Annotated in this window: 21 protein-coding genes; 18 read left to right on the top strand and 3 right to left on the bottom strand. The window is 34.9% G+C overall.

The window, feature by feature from the left end; translation table 11 throughout:
• The first annotated feature begins 472 nt into the window (after positions 1-472).
• The 8 genes from LIZ98_RS01300 (at position 473) to coaD (ending at position 6,814) form a co-directional block, all read left to right on the top strand.
• Complete coding sequence (locus LIZ98_RS01300; protein WP_227091130.1) at positions 473-1,450, top strand: CAP domain-containing protein; 978 nt, start codon at positions 473-475, stop codon at positions 1,448-1,450.
• Positions 1,451-1,666: 216 nt separating this feature from the next.
• Complete coding sequence (gene ylbD / locus LIZ98_RS01295; protein ID WP_227138695.1) at positions 1,667-2,095, top strand: YlbD family protein; 429 nt, start codon at positions 1,667-1,669, stop codon at positions 2,093-2,095.
• Positions 2,096-2,112: 17 nt separating this feature from the next.
• Positions 2,113-2,352 carry a YlbE-like family protein gene (locus LIZ98_RS01290; protein WP_041848631.1) on the top strand — a complete coding sequence of 80 codons (240 nt, stop codon included), beginning with the start codon at positions 2,113-2,115 and terminating at the stop codon, positions 2,350-2,352.
• A gap of 190 nt (positions 2,353-2,542) precedes the next feature.
• Entirely contained in the window at positions 2,543-2,986 is a 444-nt protein-coding gene (locus LIZ98_RS01285) for a YlbF/YmcA family competence regulator (RefSeq protein WP_041848630.1), read from the top strand.
• 39 nt (positions 2,987-3,025) lie between these two features.
• Entirely contained in the window at positions 3,026-3,301 is a 276-nt protein-coding gene (locus tag LIZ98_RS01280) for a YlbG family protein (protein WP_034769555.1), read from the top strand.
• 625 nt (positions 3,302-3,926) lie between these two features.
• Positions 3,927-5,342: a hypothetical protein gene (locus LIZ98_RS01275; protein ID WP_227138696.1), complete on the top strand. Its 1,416-nt coding sequence runs from the start codon at positions 3,927-3,929 to the stop codon at positions 5,340-5,342.
• Positions 5,343-5,756: 414 nt separating this feature from the next.
• Positions 5,757-6,326 (top strand): 16S rRNA (guanine(966)-N(2))-methyltransferase RsmD, encoded by a 570-nt coding sequence (gene rsmD / locus LIZ98_RS01270; protein WP_227091132.1) that lies wholly within the window; start codon positions 5,757-5,759, stop codon positions 6,324-6,326.
• Entirely contained in the window at positions 6,326-6,814 is a 489-nt protein-coding gene (coaD, locus tag LIZ98_RS01265; RefSeq protein ID WP_034769578.1) for a pantetheine-phosphate adenylyltransferase, read from the top strand. Before rsmD ends, coaD begins: the two co-directional genes overlap by 1 nt.
• A 125-nt stretch (positions 6,815-6,939) precedes the next feature.
• On the opposite strand, the gene ylbJ is transcribed toward coaD, so the two are convergent.
• Positions 6,940-8,145, bottom strand: coding sequence for a sporulation integral membrane protein YlbJ (gene ylbJ, locus LIZ98_RS01260; protein WP_227138697.1), 1,206 nt, complete (start codon positions 8,143-8,145; stop codon positions 6,940-6,942).
• 317 nt (positions 8,146-8,462) lie between these two features.
• Between ylbJ and LIZ98_RS01255 the strand changes: the two genes are divergently transcribed.
• A complete protein-coding gene (locus LIZ98_RS01255) occupies positions 8,463-9,251 on the top strand; it encodes a patatin-like phospholipase family protein (RefSeq protein WP_227138698.1) in 789 nt (262 codons plus the stop codon).
• Positions 9,248-10,267 carry a SepM family pheromone-processing serine protease gene (locus LIZ98_RS01250; protein ID WP_227138699.1) on the top strand — a complete coding sequence of 340 codons (1,020 nt, stop codon included), beginning with the start codon at positions 9,248-9,250 and terminating at the stop codon, positions 10,265-10,267. Before LIZ98_RS01255 ends, LIZ98_RS01250 begins: the two co-directional genes overlap by 4 nt.
• A gap of 74 nt (positions 10,268-10,341) precedes the next feature.
• Here LIZ98_RS01250 and LIZ98_RS01245 read toward each other — a convergent pair whose 3' ends face one another.
• Positions 10,342-11,544 (bottom strand): nucleotidyltransferase, encoded by a 1,203-nt coding sequence (locus LIZ98_RS01245; protein WP_227091137.1) that lies wholly within the window; start codon positions 11,542-11,544, stop codon positions 10,342-10,344.
• 263 nt (positions 11,545-11,807) lie between these two features.
• Between LIZ98_RS01245 and LIZ98_RS01240 the strand changes: the two genes are divergently transcribed.
• The 3 genes from LIZ98_RS01240 to LIZ98_RS01230 all read left to right on the top strand — a co-directional run bounded on the left by LIZ98_RS01240 (position 11,808) and on the right by LIZ98_RS01230 (position 13,354).
• Complete coding sequence (locus LIZ98_RS01240; RefSeq protein ID WP_227091138.1) at positions 11,808-12,347, top strand: YceD family protein; 540 nt, start codon at positions 11,808-11,810, stop codon at positions 12,345-12,347.
• 26 nt (positions 12,348-12,373) lie between these two features.
• Positions 12,374-12,547 (top strand): 50S ribosomal protein L32, encoded by a 174-nt coding sequence (gene rpmF, locus LIZ98_RS01235; protein WP_034769587.1) that lies wholly within the window; start codon positions 12,374-12,376, stop codon positions 12,545-12,547.
• Positions 12,548-12,733: 186 nt separating this feature from the next.
• Positions 12,734-13,354 carry an RsfA family transcriptional regulator gene (locus tag LIZ98_RS01230; protein ID WP_108897888.1) on the top strand — a complete coding sequence of 207 codons (621 nt, stop codon included), beginning with the start codon at positions 12,734-12,736 and terminating at the stop codon, positions 13,352-13,354.
• A gap of 62 nt (positions 13,355-13,416) precedes the next feature.
• Here the strand turns inward: LIZ98_RS01230 and LIZ98_RS01225 are convergent, their stop codons facing one another.
• Positions 13,417-13,896 (bottom strand): N-acetyltransferase, encoded by a 480-nt coding sequence (locus tag LIZ98_RS01225; protein ID WP_108897889.1) that lies wholly within the window; start codon positions 13,894-13,896, stop codon positions 13,417-13,419.
• A 255-nt stretch (positions 13,897-14,151) separates the two neighbouring features.
• On the opposite strand from LIZ98_RS01225, the gene LIZ98_RS01220 reads away from it, so the two are divergent.
• The 5 genes from LIZ98_RS01220 to rsmH all read left to right on the top strand — a co-directional run bounded on the left by LIZ98_RS01220 (position 14,152) and on the right by rsmH (position 18,722).
• Positions 14,152-15,066, top strand: a complete 915-nt coding sequence (locus LIZ98_RS01220; protein ID WP_108897890.1) for a 2-dehydropantoate 2-reductase — start codon at positions 14,152-14,154, stop codon at positions 15,064-15,066.
• A 6-nt stretch (positions 15,067-15,072) separates the two neighbouring features.
• Entirely contained in the window at positions 15,073-15,465 is a 393-nt protein-coding gene (locus LIZ98_RS18155; RefSeq protein ID WP_227202908.1) for a DUF3397 domain-containing protein, read from the top strand.
• Between the two features lie 36 nt (positions 15,466-15,501).
• The gene (gene bshC / locus LIZ98_RS01210) at positions 15,502-17,121 is read left to right on the top strand and encodes a bacillithiol biosynthesis cysteine-adding enzyme BshC (RefSeq protein WP_227138702.1); all 1,620 of its coding nucleotides are present in this window, start codon (positions 15,502-15,504) and stop codon (positions 17,119-17,121) included.
• Between the two features lie 137 nt (positions 17,122-17,258).
• Positions 17,259-17,690: a division/cell wall cluster transcriptional repressor MraZ gene (mraZ, locus tag LIZ98_RS01205; RefSeq protein WP_034769598.1), complete on the top strand. Its 432-nt coding sequence runs from the start codon at positions 17,259-17,261 to the stop codon at positions 17,688-17,690.
• 93 nt (positions 17,691-17,783) lie between these two features.
• Positions 17,784-18,722: a 16S rRNA (cytosine(1402)-N(4))-methyltransferase RsmH gene (gene rsmH, locus LIZ98_RS01200; RefSeq protein WP_108897893.1), complete on the top strand. Its 939-nt coding sequence runs from the start codon at positions 17,784-17,786 to the stop codon at positions 18,720-18,722.
• Positions 18,723-18,734: the final 12 nt, after the last annotated feature.

Below are 18,734 nucleotides of genomic sequence, written 5' to 3'. Positions count from 1 at the left end.
GACTTTCAATAAAATTAATGGAATTTATTTAAACTAGTAGGAAAGTTTAACAAATCCACGTATGGGCAGTTTCATCTTCCGCATAATGATCAACGCGAGTTTTGAGGTGGGGACAAGACTTGCTGATAAGAGTTGATAAAGTATAGGGTTTTAGTGCGGATGCTAATTCGGCGTGATTATCTTTAAACGATTCTATACAGCTCCTTTTAAAATGTTTTTAAAAAATGTTATAATAAAATGAAAATTATCGCTTCCTGCACTTTTACTTCATTCAGCTTATTCTTTAAAAAGTCAGGTGAATTTTTAGTAGAATGATTCTATTATTTATTATGATACATATAAATAAAATAAATAGAACAAGTAAGGCAAGGGGGGAAGTCCTCTGAAAAGCTTAGTTAGAATTTTAGTTATTGCTACGATTATTTTAGTGATCGGAATATGGTTCAACCAATTTTATTCACGTGATAAAGTTTTGGTAGATGATAAAAAGAAAATCGTAGAAAATGAAAGTTTGAATATTGTCCAAGAAGATTCTAGCGAAAAAGTGGAACAGAAAAGACCGAAAGCGGGAATTTCAACCTATATTGGTAAATCACTTCATACATTTCAAGAAGAATACGGAGAACCTTCAAGACAGGAGCCGTCTTATCATGGATATACATGGTGGATTTATAATCAAGACGGTAAATATATGATGGTAGGTGTCGACAAGGAAAAAGTAGTTACAATAGCCGTTGCTACTCCAGGCATTGATGTAACACCGTTTCAGATTGGAGAAAATCTTGAATCCGTATATAAAAAAGTAGAAATGCAACCGGAGATTGAGCTTAAAAATGAAGATGGTGTATATCGTTTTGAATTGTTTGAAGATGATTTAAATATAAAACCATTGATTTCGCTTGGAAATATTTATGCACAATTATATTTTGATCATTTTGAAGGAAAATTGTTATTTGTTCGGTTTATGGATGGTGATACATTAATAAAGCAACGCCCTTATGATATGTCATATCGGGGGAAACTTGTTGAACAAGAGCCCTTAACAGATGAAGAATGGAATCAAGCTGATTCGGCTGCAGAAACACAGATTTATGAACTAACCAACTTAGTCCGGAAAAATTTCAACCTTTCCGAGTTAGGTTGGGATCAGGAAACGAGGAAAGTCGCTTATGAACATAGTCAGGATATGTACGATACAGAAACCTTTTCCCATGACTCCGAAAAATATGGTGATCTTGCTAATCGGTTAAGTAAAAAAAATATTTATTATGAATCAGCAGGAGAAAATATTGCATACCAGTATACAGATAGTCTTGCTGTCGTAAGTGGTTGGTTAAATAGTAAAGGACATCGGGAAACTTTGCTCAATCAGGACTTTACCCATATCGGAGTAGGTGTTTATCGAAAATATTATACGCAAAACTTTATAGAAAGATCGTGGGAGCAATAATTGCTCTCATTTTTTTTACAAAATAATCTGGTAAAAATCATTTTTCCGGTTTCAGGTAGCTTAAATATACTTTGTCATAATTCCAGGATTTTCCCGTAAGAAAAACAATAATAATTATGGAGTGTGATATGGATTGGGATAAAAATCACGTTTATAGGTTTCATCTTTCTTTAATCATACATAGATTATATTGAGGAATACAAAGAGGTGAAACCTATGGTGAAGAAATCACTGCATCCATCCGTTGAGCAATTTAAAAATTTTGTAAAAAAACACCCGGAACTTATTAAAGAAGTTAGAACCGGAAAGAAGACTTGGCAAGAAGTATATGAAGAATGGTATTTATTAGGGGAAGATGATCCAAAATGGGCAAAATATACTAAAACCGGTAAACCGACTGCAATAAAAGAAGAAACAAAGTCAAACAATGAATCAAAAAATGCCATCTTTAATCAACTGATCACATATTTAAAAAATATGGATGTTAATCAGCTGCAACATTATTTAGGACAAATGAGTGAAGCCATTGATTCCGTACAACAATTGTTGGGACAAATACGGGATACAAATCAAAATAAAGCCGAACCGGAAGGAAACGGAGAGCAATGGAGAAGAAGACATCCGTTTTCGTTTAGAAAAGATTAGTCGGGGGGGGGGCGGAAATGAGAACAGAATTATATCAAATAATAAAAAGTAAGAAGGAATGGCAGCAATTTATACGGAATGAACCAATATGGTATAAAAAATTATCAAGGAATCCAAATGCCATTAAAGAATTTGAACAAACCGCCTTAAAATATTATAAAAAAACATTACCGGATCGGATGAATAAAATTTCAAACGGAGTCCAATTTGCTACAATGATGTTGTCGATGATCCAGTCAATGAATCAAGTGGATTAACAGATTTAAAATCAGTTAATCCTTATTTTTTCTACCTGGTTTTTTTTAACCGAACAATCAGCGGAAGACATCGAATCAAACTGTTTGAAGTTTCACCTTGTTTTAATATTATGAATGCTTTAATACAATAAATTTAAGTGATTTTATTTTCTTTTCGCCTATGATATTATAGTAGGTGGAGGTGCAGGTTATGTTTGCTACTTTAGAATCAGTTCAAATTATTGATATGGCTGAAGATATTGCCAAGATGATTATAAATAGTGATATAGCAGATGAATATCGACAATGTTTATATATGATGAAAACAAATCGCGAAACACAAAATAAAATAAATAAATTTATCAAACTAAAAGAACAGTATGAAGAAGTACAAAGGTTTGGCAGATATCACCCGGATTATCAAACCGTTATGAGAAACGTCCGATTGGCAAAGAGGGAAATGGATTTGGACGAAAATGTGGCCAAGTTTAAATTGGCTGAGAATGCTTTGCAACAATTACTCGATGAGATTGGAATCATTATTGGTCGATCCGTTTCAGATAGTGTCAAGGTTGCAACCGGAAGCCCGTTTTTTGATACACGAAAGGCATCTGGTGGATGTTCAACGGGTGGAAGTTGCGGCTGCAGTGCATAACTATAACTGTAGAGAAAAAATTAAGTAGGAGATAATGATATGTTTGGGCAAAGACAAGGGATCATTGTTTGGCTATATAATATAAAGACGGCAAAAAATCTTAGGAAATACGGAAACATCCACTATATTTCGAAGAGATTAAAATATGTTGTTCTTTATTGTAATCAGGAAGAAATTGAAATCATTATGGATAAGCTTAAAAATTTTCCCTTTGTTAAAAAGGTGGAACCTTCTTATCGACCTTTTTTAAAAACGGATTTTGAAAATACTAGACCTGATAAAGCGAAAGAATACGATTATAAAATTGGATTTTAATATTACGGGAAACCTACATTCAAAGTGGGAAAGCGGGCTTACCACTCGGTTTATCGCTACTGTTTTCCGGGTTTGAAAAGAGATCGTATGTTCCGGATACTTTATCTCATTGGTCAGCTAGTTTTTTTAGCTAATAGTAAAGTAAAAATTTTTCAATTTCTACTTTCCTAACGCATAAGTGCACAAGGAAAGCTTCACGGGAATACATCGCAGCCGAAAAAATTTTATATTTTTTCGGTGACTAGAAAGACTTCGGTAGCATTACCTCGCAAGCGAAAATGTTTTTTCGCTGAACTACGGCTCTGCTCTCACCTAAAGGCTCGGCAGTCGCCGAGTTTTCTTTATATGAAAAAATATCGAGGCTTTCTCAGGCTCATGGGACAGCTTCTTTTTTTTGCACACTAAAAAAGTATAAATTACCAGCAAGGCTGCTAAATTCGATGCCGTGGGAAATTTTAATTTTTAAGTAAGCGCATAGGGAATGCTTCGAAGGAAAACATCGCAACTGAAAAAACTTTACATTTTTTTCAGCGAACTACGCGTCATGAATAGCCTAATGACTCGGACGCCAGTTTTTCTTTACAAACTTCTTTTGTCTATTAAGATCAATGCCGGGGGATAATCAATGCCAATAAAGCATAAAACGAGATCGTTATTTATCATTATTTTAAGTTTAATCATCATTATACTAGCCGCCTTCCAATGGACAAAATGGAGAGAAGGAACGGATCAAGACGATCATTTAGCAGTCAAACAGCAAATTGAAATTGTTCATGATTCCGGGAAATTAAAGATTAAACAGACCCTTCAAAATTTGAAAAACCATACTTATTTACTAAAATTACCTGAAGCAGGAGTTAATTTCACATTCCCGCATATGGAATTTTGGAATGAGACAAATAAAAGTATAGCTGTTCGAGATAACACTTTGACCGTTGAATATGAAATTAACACGAATCCGGATAATCAAGCTTTTTTGTTGGAAAATTGGATGGTACAAATAAGTGGTGTAGAAATAGTTAACACGATCGTGAAAATTAGTGAGCTGACAAATATGGCTGGAAGTTGGGCTGCGGGTGCACCAATGACTTATCATGAAGTACTTGATCAACTACAATATTATGTATTTGAAAGAAAAGGTGTTGATATTCCATTATATTGGCAAAAAGCACCTTTATTCTATACTTACATAGGAGAAAAGATTCCTTTATATACAGATAGAAAAACTGATCAAAATCTATTGACCAGTTCAATTGACTTAGGATTAAAGCATGATAAGGAGTTTCCCGCTGTTATTTTAACGGAGCAAATAAATCCACTACAGTCTGTCTCATTAATTATTGAAAATCCTGAGATTGATCAAAACGTATTATCTTCTATATGGGTAGAGCAATTTTTGTTATCAAATAGTTGGGCAGGTAAAGATGAAGAAAAATGGGTGATGAATATTTTGGCTGGAATCATAACCGAACAACCATCGACTGATGAAGTGAAAGCAAAAATTTATGATGAACTTAAAAATAAATTGTCGAACAATGAAATTTCAATATTTATCTCATCCATTCTTCAAACCGATCAAAAGTTCACTTCTTTAGCTGAAATTGATCAATTATTAGGTCGATTGAAGGGGCTAAAAACAAGCTTTTTTCAGGATATTGCAATTGAACAAACAGTGAGTCCTTTATATTTTTTTACTGATGAACCGATTTATGTGAGAAATCACAAGTTGGAGAATTATCGCGTGTATTGGATGGACGATGTTTATTATTTTCCAATTCGGCCAATCATAGAAAATTTAAATTATCAATTTGAACAGATATCTGAAGATGAAATTTTTATAACCAATGGGAAAACGACATTTCGTTTTTATGATAATAAAGACTTTTTTCTAATAAATGAGGAACAATATGGTTTGCTGACAATGCGCGAAAAATTACCGTATCTAAAAATCAACAATGAATTTTATATACAAAAAGAGTTTTTTCGTAAAGTCTTTCGTATTGAAATCAATCATCAGAATAACCAATTTTTTATAAGGTAACATAAGAAAAGCGCTCGTAGCTAGACAATAAAACTAATCCCAAGTTAATTGCTTGTATTTTTATACTTTCTTATACTATAAAAAATAACCCTGCAGTAAACTTCTGCAGGGCTCCTTCAAACTCTTCGTGAGTGAAGGCAAAGGGAGAGGAGAAACCGGAGGAAGAACTTATGGGGAAACGTAAGTCTTCTCCGCGGTTGGCAACAACATCTAACGTTTGATGTTGTCATTTACATTATGACCAAAATAGGATAACTTATACAAATTTTATAAATTATTCTTTTTATATATCGAGGATGGATCACTGGATGGGAACAACAGCTTCTTCAATGAAAGATAATCCTAGACATAGTATTTCTCATCTATTTATGATAGGATGAATAACGTAAAATATTTGAACGATAAGGTGATCGTGTGCGAGTCATATCAGGTAGACAGAAGGGAAGAATATTAAAAGCGGTCCCCGGTGAGTCAACAAGACCGACGACCGATAAAGTGAAAGAATCTATTTTTAATATAATTGGACCATATTTTCAACAAGGATATGGACTTGATTTATTTGCCGGTAGTGGCGGGTTGGGGATAGAAGGAATTAGCAGAGGGTTAAGTAAAGTCATTTTTGTTGACCGTGATGCGAAAGCAATCCAAACCATCAAAAAGAATATTGATCTTTGTGGTTTTCAAGCAAATGCAGAAGTTTATAAAATCGATTGGAAAAGAGCTTTGAAAGCAATTATCCAGCGGAATATTCAGTTTAAAGTAATCTGGCTGGATCCGCCCTATCATAGCGATGGATATCTTGCAATATTGGAGATAATCAGTAAACACGAGCTTTTAGAAAAAAACGGTGTTGTTGTATGTGAGCATCGAAAAGAGCGGGAACTCCCGGCTACTGTACATTTGCTCGAAAAAAATAAAGAAGAACAATACGGTACGATCAGTATTTCGCTCTACCACAGGAAAGATGTTGAGGAGGAGAATTAATGGAACGAATTGCAGTTTGCCCGGGTAGTTTTGACCCGATTACAAACGGACATATTGATATTATTACCAGGGGATCATTTATATTTGACAAAATGTATGTTTGTGTATTAAATAACTCTGAAAAAACATCCACTTTATTCACAATCGATGAGAGACTTGAACTGATTCGAGAATCAACGAAAGATATACCTAATATTATCGTTGATTCCTTTAACGGGCTTTTAATAGACTATGCCAGAAGTGTTAATGCGAAAGTAATTTTACGTGGATTAAGAGCCGTAACTGATTTTGAATATGAAATGAGAATTACCTCGATGAATCGAAAATTGGATCGGGATATTGATACATTTTTTATTATGACTGATAATAGTTATTCCTTTTTGAGTTCCAGTATCGTAAAAGAAGTGGCGAAATATGGTGGTGATGTGTCCGATCTCGTCCCACCGGTAGTCAATAAAGCACTTAAACATAAATTTTCAAAAAAATAATCAGATAAGAAACTTCAAGTTGGGTCGAAAAATATAAATACCCTGTTGAAGTTTCTTTTTTAATAAAGCTTTTCCGGTTAGGAAAACGCATTATTGGGTCGTCCGAGTACGTAAGTTATGGAATGTTACCTGAATGCTCTTCTTCCGTAAATGACTACATAAATAAATAACGAGGCAATTGTGATTATGGGTCCGTATTCCGTAAAAAATTGTAAAATATGTAAATATACATCGTTGTCGAAATTTAAAAATACCGGCATTGAATTATTTTGTCCTGTTAAACCATTCTCATATACTGGTTCCCAAATAATGAACGTAATTAAAGAAGCAAATATACCTTGCAAAAGTCTGGCAAATAAAAAAGGAGAAAAACGAATGTCACTTTGGGATAATAGACTGGCTACTTGTGCTTGAATACTAAATCCACCGAATGCAAGCAGGAAACTGACGACAATCGCTTGTTGCAGTAGCTGGGCATTTTTTACTTCGCTAATTAATTGACTGCCGATTGTCATCTCAAATAATCCGGAAATAAATGGTATACTGAATGCTTCAGGTAAATGAAGGATTACAAACAATATTTTAATAATTGTTGCAAGAACATCAGTAATATTTGTTAATGACAATAATGTATTAATTACCGAAAATAAGATAATAAAACCGCCGATCATTAATAAGGTTTGTATGGAAGACGTTACTGCATCTCCTAATAATGTGCCAAAAGGTCTATTATCTTTTAATCTTGTTTCATGCATAGATTGGAATGCATTTTTCAAAGAAAAGAAGGTTTTTTCTTCCTTATTCCTCGTTTTGTCTCCTATCCCGTAATAGCGCATGACCAACCCGACGAAAATATTTGCGGGATAATGAGAGATGGCAAAAATAATGCCAAGATACGGATTTTGAAAAAAACCAACCGCCACCGCACCAAAAATAAACAGGGGATTTGCACAACTGGTAAATGCAACCAATCTTTCTGCTTCAATTTGGGTAATATTGCCCTCATTTCTCAGACGTACCGTAAATTTGGCTCCAGCAGGATTTCCGGAAGCCATTCCCATCGCCCAAACAAACCCGCCAATGCCCGGAACGCGAAAAATCGGTCTCATAAAGGGCTCTAACAGTACACCCAAAAATTTTACTACACCAAATCCAATTAATAATTCAGCAATAATGAAAAATGGCAAGAGGGAAGGAAAAACAACTTCCCACCAAGTGTGTAATCCCTTTATAGATGCTTTTAATGATTCTTTTGGATGAGAAATAAGTGCAACGGCTAAAAAAATGGCGGAGGAAGCGAGAAGAAATGTCTTTAGTCTTGAACGGTTCATTAGTTTCCCTCCTTGAGTATAAAGCGGGCAACTTAGTTTCTTTATGAAAAGCAAAAGTTTATATACAAAACAAAAATTATTAGGTCGAAAAATTCTCCTTATAAACATAAATTTTGTGATAAAATGAATGAATAAAATTGAATTTGTTGCCTGTCCATCCTTACTCCAATAATGTATGAATAACTGAGGAAAAAAAGAATAAAATTTTTTGCTTTGTACCGGGTTGGGTTTTTCATTAATTATTGTTCTATAATAGGTGAATAACTCATAATATGTTGTTTATACAAATTCTTAATAGAAAAATTGGGGGATGAAAGATGGCAGTGCCGAAAATCGGTCTGGCATTAGGATCGGGCGGTGCCAGGGGTCTCGCCCATATTGGCGTCTTGAAGGTATTGGAGAGGGAAAACATTCCGATTTCGATGATTGCCGGGAGCAGCATTGGTTCATTGGTAGCGGCATTTTATGCATCAGGACAAAATATCGATACAATGGTACGTGTTTCTCAAAAATTTAAGCGAAAATATTTTATTGACTTTACAATGCCAAAACTAGGTTTTATTGCAGGAAATCGAATAAAGGAATTCATCCGCATTTTTACTTATCAAAAACGTATCGAAGACTTAAATTTACCCCTTGCCATTATTGCAACTGACCTCCATACCGGGGAGAAGGTTATATTTAGAACCGGCGATGTTGCGAAAGCAGTTCGTGCAAGTATTTCCATTCCTGGTATTTTTATCCCAGAAACGTACCAAGGACGTCTTTTAGTTGACGGCGGGGTAAGTGACCGGGTTCCGGTTTCGGTTGTAAAAGAAATGGGAGCAGATCTGGTCATTGCCGTTGATGTCGCAGGTTTAAAAAAAAATGCGGAGATTATAACTATTTATGATGTTATTTTACAAAGCATCGATATTATGCAAGTTGAATTGGCTGAAGCTCGTGCGCTACAATCGGATATTTACATTCGTCCGCCTGTTGAAAAATACAGTTCTTATGCATTTAGTGATATTGATGAATTGATCTTAAAAGGGGAGGAAGCAACAGAAAAAGTAATACCGAAAATCAAGCAGATGATTGGTATGTGGGAGGAGTCATACGAGTGAATAAAAAAACTAAGAAAATCAGTCTATTCATTTTACTAATCATTATTTTATTTATAAATTTTTATCCTTTACCATACTATGTAACACGTCCGGGGATGGCACAAGTTCTCGATGAAATTATCGATGTTCAAGGTGGATATGATGAAGAAGGGGAGTTTATGCTAACAACCGTTCGTATGGGGGAAGCAAACGTCATTTCCTACGTAATGGCAAAGATGAAAAAGTATTATTCGTTGGAACCAAAAAATGCCATCCGTTTAGAGAACGAGACAGATGAAGAATATCAAGTCCGTCAATCCTATTATATGGAAAATTCACAAGAAAACGCATTACAAGTCGCTTTTCAAAAGGCGGGAAAAGAAGTCAATGTCACCATGAACGGTATTTATGTTTTAAGTGTACAAGAGGGGATGCCTGCTGATGGAATTTTGAAACCGGGTGATCGAATTGTTGCCATTGACGAACAAAATTTCGATTCATCTACAGGATTTACAAATTATATACAAGGAAAACAAATTGGTGATGATATTTCCGTCACTTTTTTTCGAAATGGTGAAAAATTAACAAGAACCGTTGCAATTGCAGAATTGTCGGAAACAAAGAAACCCGGCATAGGAATTGTCTTAGTGGAAGACAAAGATGTAAAAACAAACCCCGAAGTGAAAATAAATACGGAACAGATTGGCGGACCATCTGCAGGCTTAATGTTTTCGCTGGAGATCTACAACCAATTAGTAAAAGAAGATATTACAAAAGGTTACCGTATTGCCGGTACAGGTATGATTTCTTCGGATGGAACGGTTGGTCCGATTGGCGGTATTGAGCAAAAAATTGTTGCTGCTGATCGGGAGGGAGCGGAGATCTTTTTTGCACCAAATGAAAACGGGGCTAGAAATTCAAATTATGAAATGGCGAAAAAAACAGCCAAAGACATCGATACAAAAATGAAAATCGTTCCCGTTGATACAATTGACGATGCCTTAGCGTATTTAGAAAAACTAGAAGCAAAAAAATAATGTGGACCATTCAATCCAAGTTTTATATCGGATTTTACAGGGGTGGGGCATACCATCCCTCTTGTTCTTGAAAGCTATTCAACAATAATCGGGAATTGTTTTTTCTCTTCTTCCATAATTTTTTGACCGTTGTTACCAAAAGCAAAGGAATAAATTTGACTTATCTTTATGTCAAGTTGGACCGCTTTTCGATCAGCCTGTGAAAGGTTTGAAATAATCGGGAGCGATATCCTTTCTTTTTTTTCTTTTAAATATTGTCTTCCCAGCTGATTAAAGCCGAGCACTCGTATATATTCGGGAAACTTGTTTCTCATTTTTTCCTTTTTCGTATTTGTTAAAATATGGACACAAGCCCTTTGTAGTCTTGTCCAAGTGTAACGCTTTGTTTTAATCATTTCCATAAAATCTTTAAAACTGGTTGCCTCCTGTGCAAAACGAATAAGGCGATATTCCATCCCTTCTTCGACTTCATAAATGTCTTTTAATTCATTCGGCTCACTATGAGAAAACCGATATTTTAGAAATGGCCAAAAATTTTCCCAGAAGGCAAAGGTGTTAAATTTTTGGTAAAAGGTTGATAATTCTTGGTAAGTTGTGTCAGGAATATGACTTTGAATGTGGTCAAGTGTCCTGTTCTCAGCCAATGTTTTTCGAATACTAGTTGCACTGGATATTTTTGCCGATGACAATTGTTGATCATGGTACCCTGCATGTATTCGTTCAATGGTCATGGGGACGGTTTTACTTCCGATCTCTTGTAAAGCTTTTACATAGTGATAACCTAATATATTATTTGGTTTCGATAAATCCAGTAAGTCCCGGGATGGTGCTAACTGTTGAAAAGCAAGTGAAGCTGCTTTTGGATAACTTACTCCTTCGTTCATGAATTGTCTTATGAATCGATTATAATCTGATTCATGATTTGATATAAAATTAATCGTATTTGTAAACGTATCAATATTGCCCGATTCACTGCCGAAACAAATAAAATCAGCTTGCAAACTTGTTAAGAGATAAACAGCTCCTTCAGCAAATTTTTCGGCTTTTTGTGTACAAAAAGTATAGGGAAGTTCAATCACTAAGTCCACGCCGGCCTTTAAAGCCATATTCGTACGTGCCCATTTTGATACAAGAGCAGGTTCCCCACGCTGTAAAAATTGTCCGCTCATTACGGCGATAACGACATCAGCATTTGTTTTCTTTCGTGTTTGTTGTAAGTGGTATAAATGTCCGTTGTGGAAAGGATTATATTCCACGATAATTCCTGCACTGATCATATGTCCTCCTTTTTGTGTATTGTTCATTTTTTTGACAGCATAAGGTACAAGTGAATATAATGGTTTTATTTTATTGTCTGACTTCGGACATCCTGCTTTTCTTATGTATCAAAATGTTTTAAATGCAGAAACTAGATGAAAAAACCGGTGTCATGATACACTTATATTTATTATCAATAATATCCGGATTCAATGCAAGACTGTAAAGAAAAAATATTGACAAATGTTTTTTTGCAGGCTATAATAACCTTTGTTGCCTTGGGGTGATCGTATTGAAGTGGTCAATGATGCAATTACAAAAATTCCGAAATAAAGGGTTAACATTTAATGAAATGGTGAATCTGGAATCTTTAAAAAACAGAGATCCACAAATTCGTACCATTTCACCCATTCAAGTGTTTGGTACTGCGGAAATTGATTCAAAAAAAGTCACTTTTCACTTACATATTAAAGGTGAATTGGTTTTGCCGAGTACCCGTACACTTGAAGATGTCCAATTCCCTATTGATATTCAAAGTACGGAAATCTTTATGTACGAAACAGCTGAATACAATGAAGATTCCGAGTTAAATTTGCATATTATCCATAGGGAAATGATCGATTTAACGCCCGTAATTGAAGAATTAATTTTAGTTGAAATTCCCATGCAAGTATATAATGAAGAGGAAGATGTTTCTTCGTTATTCAGTTCTGGAAGAGATTGGGAATTTATTCAGGAAGCTGATCAGGAGAAACAAGAAAAAATAGATCCCCGTTTCGCAGAATTGGCAAAATTATTTAATCAAAAAAACTCAAACAAATGAATTCATCCTTTTAAGGAGGTGTAAATATGGCTGTACCATTTAGAAAAACTTCAAAAACAAGAAAACGTCTGCGCCGGACACATTATAAACTACAAGTTCCGGGTATGGTAGAATGCCCAAATTGTGGTGAAATGAAAAAAGCTCACCATGTTTGCCCAAAATGCGGAACTTATAAAGGGAAAGAAGTTATCGACGTTTAAGCCTAAAGAAAGAAGTTGCATATTTATGTAGCTTCTTTTTTTTTTACCAAAATACCTCGTGTGGAAATTTCCCTCCGTTTGGACCTGCTTAATAGAATAATTAAGAAGTCTATCGTTTCTACTATGTGCATATATTATTACAAAAATATGTAATTTTATATTTCTGATACACGAGGAGGGTAAAAGATGACAACTGTTCGTCAAGATGCATGGACAAAAGATGAAGATTTACTTTTAGCGGAAGTTGTATTACGCCATATAAGGGAAGGTAGCACACAATTAAAAGCTTTTGAAGAAGTCGGAAAAAAATTGAGCAGAACTGCGGCTGCCTGTGGTTTTCGCTGGAACTCTTCAGTAAGGAAACAATATAAAACCGGAATTGAACTTGCAAAACGTCAGAGGAAAGAACTAAAGAAAAAGAGTCAGGATGTTTTTGATTCACATCAAGTGGATGGTGAGAAAAAAATAAAAGGCAATGAAGCTGAATTGAACGGCATACTCTCGATTGAGCAAGTCATTTCATTTTTACAACGATTAAAAGAAAAAGAGATACAATTTGATACATCTGTAGACGAATTAAAGAAGTATAAGGAAGAACGAGATGATTTAAGGAAGAAACTAAAAGCTACACAGGAAGAAAATGAAAAGATGAAGAAGGAAATTAATTTATTGAAAGATGATTACTTAGCATTATTATCAATCATGGAAAAAGCAAGGAAATTGGCTTTAAAGGAAGAAAACCAAGAGGAAAAAATGAAATTCCAAATGGACATAAACGGAAACATTGATATGATAAAAGATAAATAATACGGAAGGGGAAATCCCTTCCGTTCCTTTTGGATTCCAAGTTAATGAACCGAAGAAAACATTTAACTAATTTTGGCAAATTCCCCTGTTTCGCCGTTTGGGAGCCAAATCATTAGCGTACTGTTAGATTCGCCTTCTATTTTGTAAGAGACCGGAAAAAAACCATGTTTTTCCCAGAAATTTTTTGATTTTATCCTGGCAATTGTTTTTATTGGCAGTCCGAGACTTTTGGCGTAGGTAACGAGAGTTGATCCGAGCCCTTTCCTTTGATACTCCGGTAATACTTCAATTTTAGCCAGCTCTATATATTCTTGGTCCGAACCAAAATACTGATTATTTTTCTCACATCGTTTATACAGGCTCATTCGGGCTACAAGTTTATTGCCATAATAAATACCATAAAAAGGTGACTCACAGTTATTTTCGATCATATTTGCTTGAAGATCTTCAAACATCGATAGTTGCTGAAGACCGTATTCCTTGAATACTTTAAATTCCTCCACTGTTTTGAAATTTATCTTTAAACGCTCCACTTGATACATGGTTAATTCCCCCTTTGTTTGTAAAATATTTCTTTATAAATTATTATATAATAATAAATCAATAAATTCGAAGCAAAAAGTGTTATCGCTTACAAAATTAAATTTTGAAAAGACCTTAATATATTTCGTTCCCTTTGGCAGAGACTTTTGCGAATTAAATTAAAAGGCATATGTGACTGTTTATAGATGGTTGACTAATTTTAATATCATTATTTTTATGTTTTTTTCGTGTCACCTGTGGCAGTTTCTGTTAATATGAATCTAGAATATAAGATAGGTGGCGGTTTTATGCGGATCGGGATTATCGGTGGCGGTGCAATCGGGCTGCTTTTTGCCTGTTATTTAAGTAAAAGCAATCAAGTGACACTGTATTGCAGAACAAATGAACAGGTGCGACTAATTAATAAATATGGAATTTATTTGAAACACCATGGAACTGTAGATAATTTCACAATAAAAGCGCAACCGTCAGATGAAATTTCAGCTGAAGATCTTTTCATTATTGCTGTCAAACAATACCAACTGGAACAAATCGAAAGGGTATTCCATCATATTCCTTCTCAAACCCCGCTAATTTTTATTCAAAATGGAGTAGCTCATTTGAAGTTTATTGAAAATCTCTCACATGAGACTATTATCGTAGGGGTCGTCGAACATGGTGCACTAAAAGAGAAGACTAATTATGTTCATCACACCGGGGAGGGACTTACAAGACTGGCGATATTCCGTGGCAATGAACAGTTCGTTGGACCAATTATTCACAGGCTTAATACGATTCCCTTCCCTTTTATTTTTGAAAAAGATTATCTGGAAATGGTGTTTGGAAAATTGATTGTCAATGCCGTAATAAATCCACTGACCGCCATACTAAAAGCAAAAAACGGAGAATTAATGTTGAACAGCCATTATCTTCACTTAGTTCATCTTGTCCTTGATGAAGTGGTCAGGATTTTAGATATATCCGACCGTGAAAGGATATTTATGCGAATTAAAACGATTTGTGAGAACACAGCTAGTAATCAATCATCGATGTTGAAAGATATTCTAAACCATCGTCAAACAGAAATTGACGGTATTATAGGCGGGCTTCTCAATATGGCAGAAACAAAAGACTTAAAGGTTCCTGTTTTGCAATTTTTATATCATAGTATAAAAGGAATGGAGAGGTAAAATCAATTGGCTTCCCTTCTTTCAACGATCATTTCTGTATTTATATTATTGCCCGCTTTATTATTTATTGTTGTACTCAGTATCTTACTCTTATTGAGAAAACGGAGACAAACAGCTTTTCAACAGGCAGCTGATATTTCAACGATCTTTTTTATCCTGTCTGTTTATTTTCTTGCTATAATTATTTGGGATCGTTCATTGTTTTTCCCCCTTATTGTTTTTATGATATTATGTTTCATGTTATTTAGTTGGATTTATTGGAAAGAAAAGAGCAGATTTGATTTTATAAAAATTTTTCGCGGCTTTTGGCGATTAATGTTTTTAATTTTCTTTCTCCTTTATGTTTGCTTAATGGTGTATGGAATAATCACCAGTGCTTTTTCTTTACTGGGTCAGTAGAAATAACGAATGATTGAAAGGAAAGGAGATTGACATATGGAATTGCTTCAACTGCAACTTGACATAAAAAACAAGCTGGTTAATCAATATGTTCATTTTGGAGACCACTCGTTTTTTCACTATTCTTTTCGGAACAAAGATGACCTGGTCAAAAGATATAATGAATTAACGGAGCGAACTTTTCCGCGTAAGGCTCTAGCCAATCATATCCGAGAATATATGAGTAAATTCTCAATGACAAAACAAATTGAGAGCAATTTACAAAAATTAGAAAACGAAAACAGTGTTGTTGTTATCGGCGGTCAACAGGCAGGTCTATTAACGGGTCCATTGTATTCTATTCATAAAATGATTTCTATCGTTTTATTGGCAAAACAACAAGAAACATTTCTTCAACAACCGGTTGTCCCGGTATTTTGGGTTGCCGGTGAAGACCATGATATTCAGGAAGTAAATCATGTATTTAAACTGGAAAAGCAGCGTCTCGTTAAATCAATATTTCCGCAAAAATTACCAAGTGAGAAACGAATGATCTCCCGGATTGAATTCGATAAAGATCAAATGGAATCTTGGTATAAAAAGATTATTGCGTCTTTTGGAGAAACCGAACATACGAAAGGGATATTACAATTTTTATACGATTGCTTGTCCAAATCTCATACATACACGGAGTTTTTTGTAAGTATTGTGAATGAACTATTTAAAAATTATGGACTTTTACTTATTGATTCGGCACATCCTGATTTAAGAAAAATCGAAAGTACCTATTTTCAACTTATGATTGAATATGGTGAACAAATAACGGATCGCCTTCTGTCCAAACAAGAAGAATTATTGGCTCAAGGGTTCAGTAAAACGATTGAGACAAAATCGTCCAGTCTGCAGCTGTTTCATGAAGAAAGGGAAGAACGAACATTATTGCAATATGACCCGGGGAAAAACCTGATTATCGGGAGAAATGTTGCTTTTACAAAAAGCGATTTGGTTAAAGCGGCCCGAGAAAATCCGGAAAAATTCAGCAATAATGTTGTGACGAGGCCGATCATGCAAGAATTTCTGTTTCCGACAATTGCGTTTGTTGCCGGACCCGGCGAAATTGCCTATTGGGCGGAACTAAAATCATGTTTTGAGCTTTTTGGACTTAAAATTCCACCGGTTTTTCCAAGAATCAATATTTCCTTTTTAGAAAGAAATATTGAAAGTGATATAAATGATTTAAATCTTTCAATAAAAAATATTTTATTGAATGGAACGGAACCGGAAAAACAAAAAACATTTAAGTCTTTACAAAATAACCAGATTGAGAGACAATTAGAAATTTCAAGACAAGTCATTCGAGAACAATACGACAAGCTGGCAAATACCATCATTACGTATGATAAAGGGTTAGAAAAAATCATTCAAAAAAATGCTCAGTTTGTTCTCTCTCAATTGGAATTTTTAAAAAATAAAACCGATGAAACGATAATAAAAAAGCATGAATTGTTATTAGCAAAGTTTGATAGAATTAATGAGTTTCTCCATCCTTTTGACGGATTACAAGAACGATGTTGGAATGTTTTTTACTTTTTAAATCAACACGGGCTGGATTTCATCGATCGTTTACTGGAATTGCCGTTTACCTGTAACGGAAACCATTATCTTGTAAAATTATAGCTTAAAAAACTGCCTAAATATTTTAGGTAGTTTTTTTGTTTTTTAAAAGGATTTTACAATTTACTGGCGAATTAAAAAAAGAGTGGAAGAAAGTGGGGGAATGTGGTAAATTGGTGGTATAAAGTGGAGGGATAGATATGTTCATGGGGGAATATCGCCATAATGTTGATACAAAAGGTAGATTAATCGTTCCGGCAAAATTCCGGGAATATCTCGGTGAAGTTTTTGTATTGACACGTGGCCTTGATCAATGTATTTTCGGGTACCCCATGACCGAATGGAAAGTAATCGAGGAAAAAATTAAATCCCTCCCTATGACAAAGAAAGATGCACGTGCATTTGCCCGCTTTTTCTTCTCCGGTGCCACGGAATGTGAGATTGATAAACAAGGTCGGGTGAATATCCCCACTCCATTACTCCAATATGGAAAAATTGAAAAAGAATGCGTGGTAATTGGTGTATCCAACCGAATTGAAATTTGGAACCAGCATATTTGGGAAGAATATTTTAATCAATCAGAGGAATCTTTTGCAGACATTGCAGAGAATTTGATTGATATTGATTTATAAATGGGAACAATATGTAAATGCTATTGTGTCTGCCAAACATAATGAAGGTTAGGAAAAAAACATATGTCCTAAAACAGGAAGGTAGGAGACATCATGTTTCAACATACGACAGTCCTTTTACGAGAAGCTGTTGAGGGTCTAAATATTAAGCCGGACGGAATCTATGTTGATTGTACACTTGGCGGTGCCGGGCATACGGAAGAAATTTTAAAACGATTATCAGAAAAGGGCAAAGTTTACGCTTTTGACCAGGATCTGACAGCTGTTGAAAATGCGAAAAAGAAACTTGCTATCTATGGGAATCGATTAGAAATTATTCACCGAAATTTTGCTCATTTAAAAGAGGAATTACATATTCGAAATGTGTTTCAAGTGGATGGTATTTTATATGATCTCGGCGTATCATCACCGCAATTAGACGAACCCGCCCGTGGCTTTAGCTACCATCATGATGCACCTTTAGATATGCGGATGGATCAACATTCCCCCATTTCTGCAAAAGAAGTTGTGAATGAATGGCCTTACGAAAAACTGGTAAAAATTTTTTTTAAATATGGAGAAGAGAAGTTTTCCAAGCAAATTGCCCGAAATATTGAACGTTTCCGTGAAAAACAGACGATTGAAACAACGGGACAACTTGTGGAAATTATCAAGGAATCGATACCTCTTCCGGCAAGAAGGAAGGGTGGACATCCGGCCAAACGGATTTTTCAAGCGATTCGGATTGCCGTGAATGATGAATTAAACAGTTTTGAAAAATCACTGGAGCAAAGTATTGAGCTTTTAAAAGTCGGCGGCAGAACGGCAGTCATCACTTTTCACTCTTTGGAAGACCGCATAACCAAAACTATTTTTAAAAAATATGCAACGATACCGGATTTGCCATCCGGATTACCTATAATTCCCGATGAATATCAACCTGTTTTAAAAGTGATAACGCGAAAACCAATCGTACCGTCTGAAGAAGAACTTATTCGAAATAATCGAGCTCGTTCAGCAAAACTGAGAATTGCTGAAAAAATAAAAGACTGATTAGGAGGCGTA

The organism is Caldibacillus sp. 210928-DFI.2.18 (assembly GCF_020554505.1).
Taxonomy (GTDB): Bacteria; Bacillota; Bacilli; order Bacillales; family Caldibacillaceae; genus Caldifermentibacillus; species Caldifermentibacillus hisashii.
The sequence above is the reverse complement of the archived record's forward strand: the minus strand, read 5'-3'. Positions and strand labels throughout refer to the sequence as shown.

Excerpts from the sequence above, each read along its gene's own strand:
- mraZ (WP_034769598.1), top strand. The coding sequence starts at position 17,259 with ATGTTCATGGGGGAATATCGCCATAATGTTGATACAAAAGGTAGATTA.
- rpmF (WP_034769587.1), top strand. The coding sequence starts at position 12,374 with ATGGCTGTACCATTTAGAAAAACTTCAAAAACAAGAAAACGTCTGCGC.
- coaD (WP_034769578.1), top strand. The coding sequence starts at position 6,326 with ATGGAACGAATTGCAGTTTGCCCGGGTAGTTTTGACCCGATTACAAAC.
- LIZ98_RS01255 (WP_227138698.1), top strand. The coding sequence starts at position 8,463 with ATGGCAGTGCCGAAAATCGGTCTGGCATTAGGATCGGGCGGTGCCAGG.
- LIZ98_RS01220 (WP_108897890.1), top strand. The coding sequence starts at position 14,152 with ATGAATCTAGAATATAAGATAGGTGGCGGTTTTATGCGGATCGGGATT.
- rsmH (WP_108897893.1), top strand. The coding sequence starts at position 17,784 with ATGTTTCAACATACGACAGTCCTTTTACGAGAAGCTGTTGAGGGTCTA.
- LIZ98_RS01230 (WP_108897888.1), top strand. The coding sequence starts at position 12,734 with ATGACAACTGTTCGTCAAGATGCATGGACAAAAGATGAAGATTTACTT.
- LIZ98_RS01245 (WP_227091137.1), bottom strand. The coding sequence starts at position 11,544 with ATGATCAGTGCAGGAATTATCGTGGAATATAATCCTTTCCACAACGGA.
- ylbD (WP_227138695.1), top strand. The coding sequence starts at position 1,667 with ATGGTGAAGAAATCACTGCATCCATCCGTTGAGCAATTTAAAAATTTT.
- LIZ98_RS01290 (WP_041848631.1), top strand. The coding sequence starts at position 2,113 with ATGAGAACAGAATTATATCAAATAATAAAAAGTAAGAAGGAATGGCAG.
- LIZ98_RS01285 (WP_041848630.1), top strand. The coding sequence starts at position 2,543 with ATGTTTGCTACTTTAGAATCAGTTCAAATTATTGATATGGCTGAAGAT.
- LIZ98_RS01275 (WP_227138696.1), top strand. The coding sequence starts at position 3,927 with ATGCCAATAAAGCATAAAACGAGATCGTTATTTATCATTATTTTAAGT.
- LIZ98_RS01280 (WP_034769555.1), top strand. The coding sequence starts at position 3,026 with ATGTTTGGGCAAAGACAAGGGATCATTGTTTGGCTATATAATATAAAG.
- bshC (WP_227138702.1), top strand. The coding sequence starts at position 15,502 with ATGGAATTGCTTCAACTGCAACTTGACATAAAAAACAAGCTGGTTAAT.
- LIZ98_RS01225 (WP_108897889.1), bottom strand. The coding sequence starts at position 13,896 with ATGTATCAAGTGGAGCGTTTAAAGATAAATTTCAAAACAGTGGAGGAA.
- ylbJ (WP_227138697.1), bottom strand. The coding sequence starts at position 8,145 with ATGAACCGTTCAAGACTAAAGACATTTCTTCTCGCTTCCTCCGCCATT.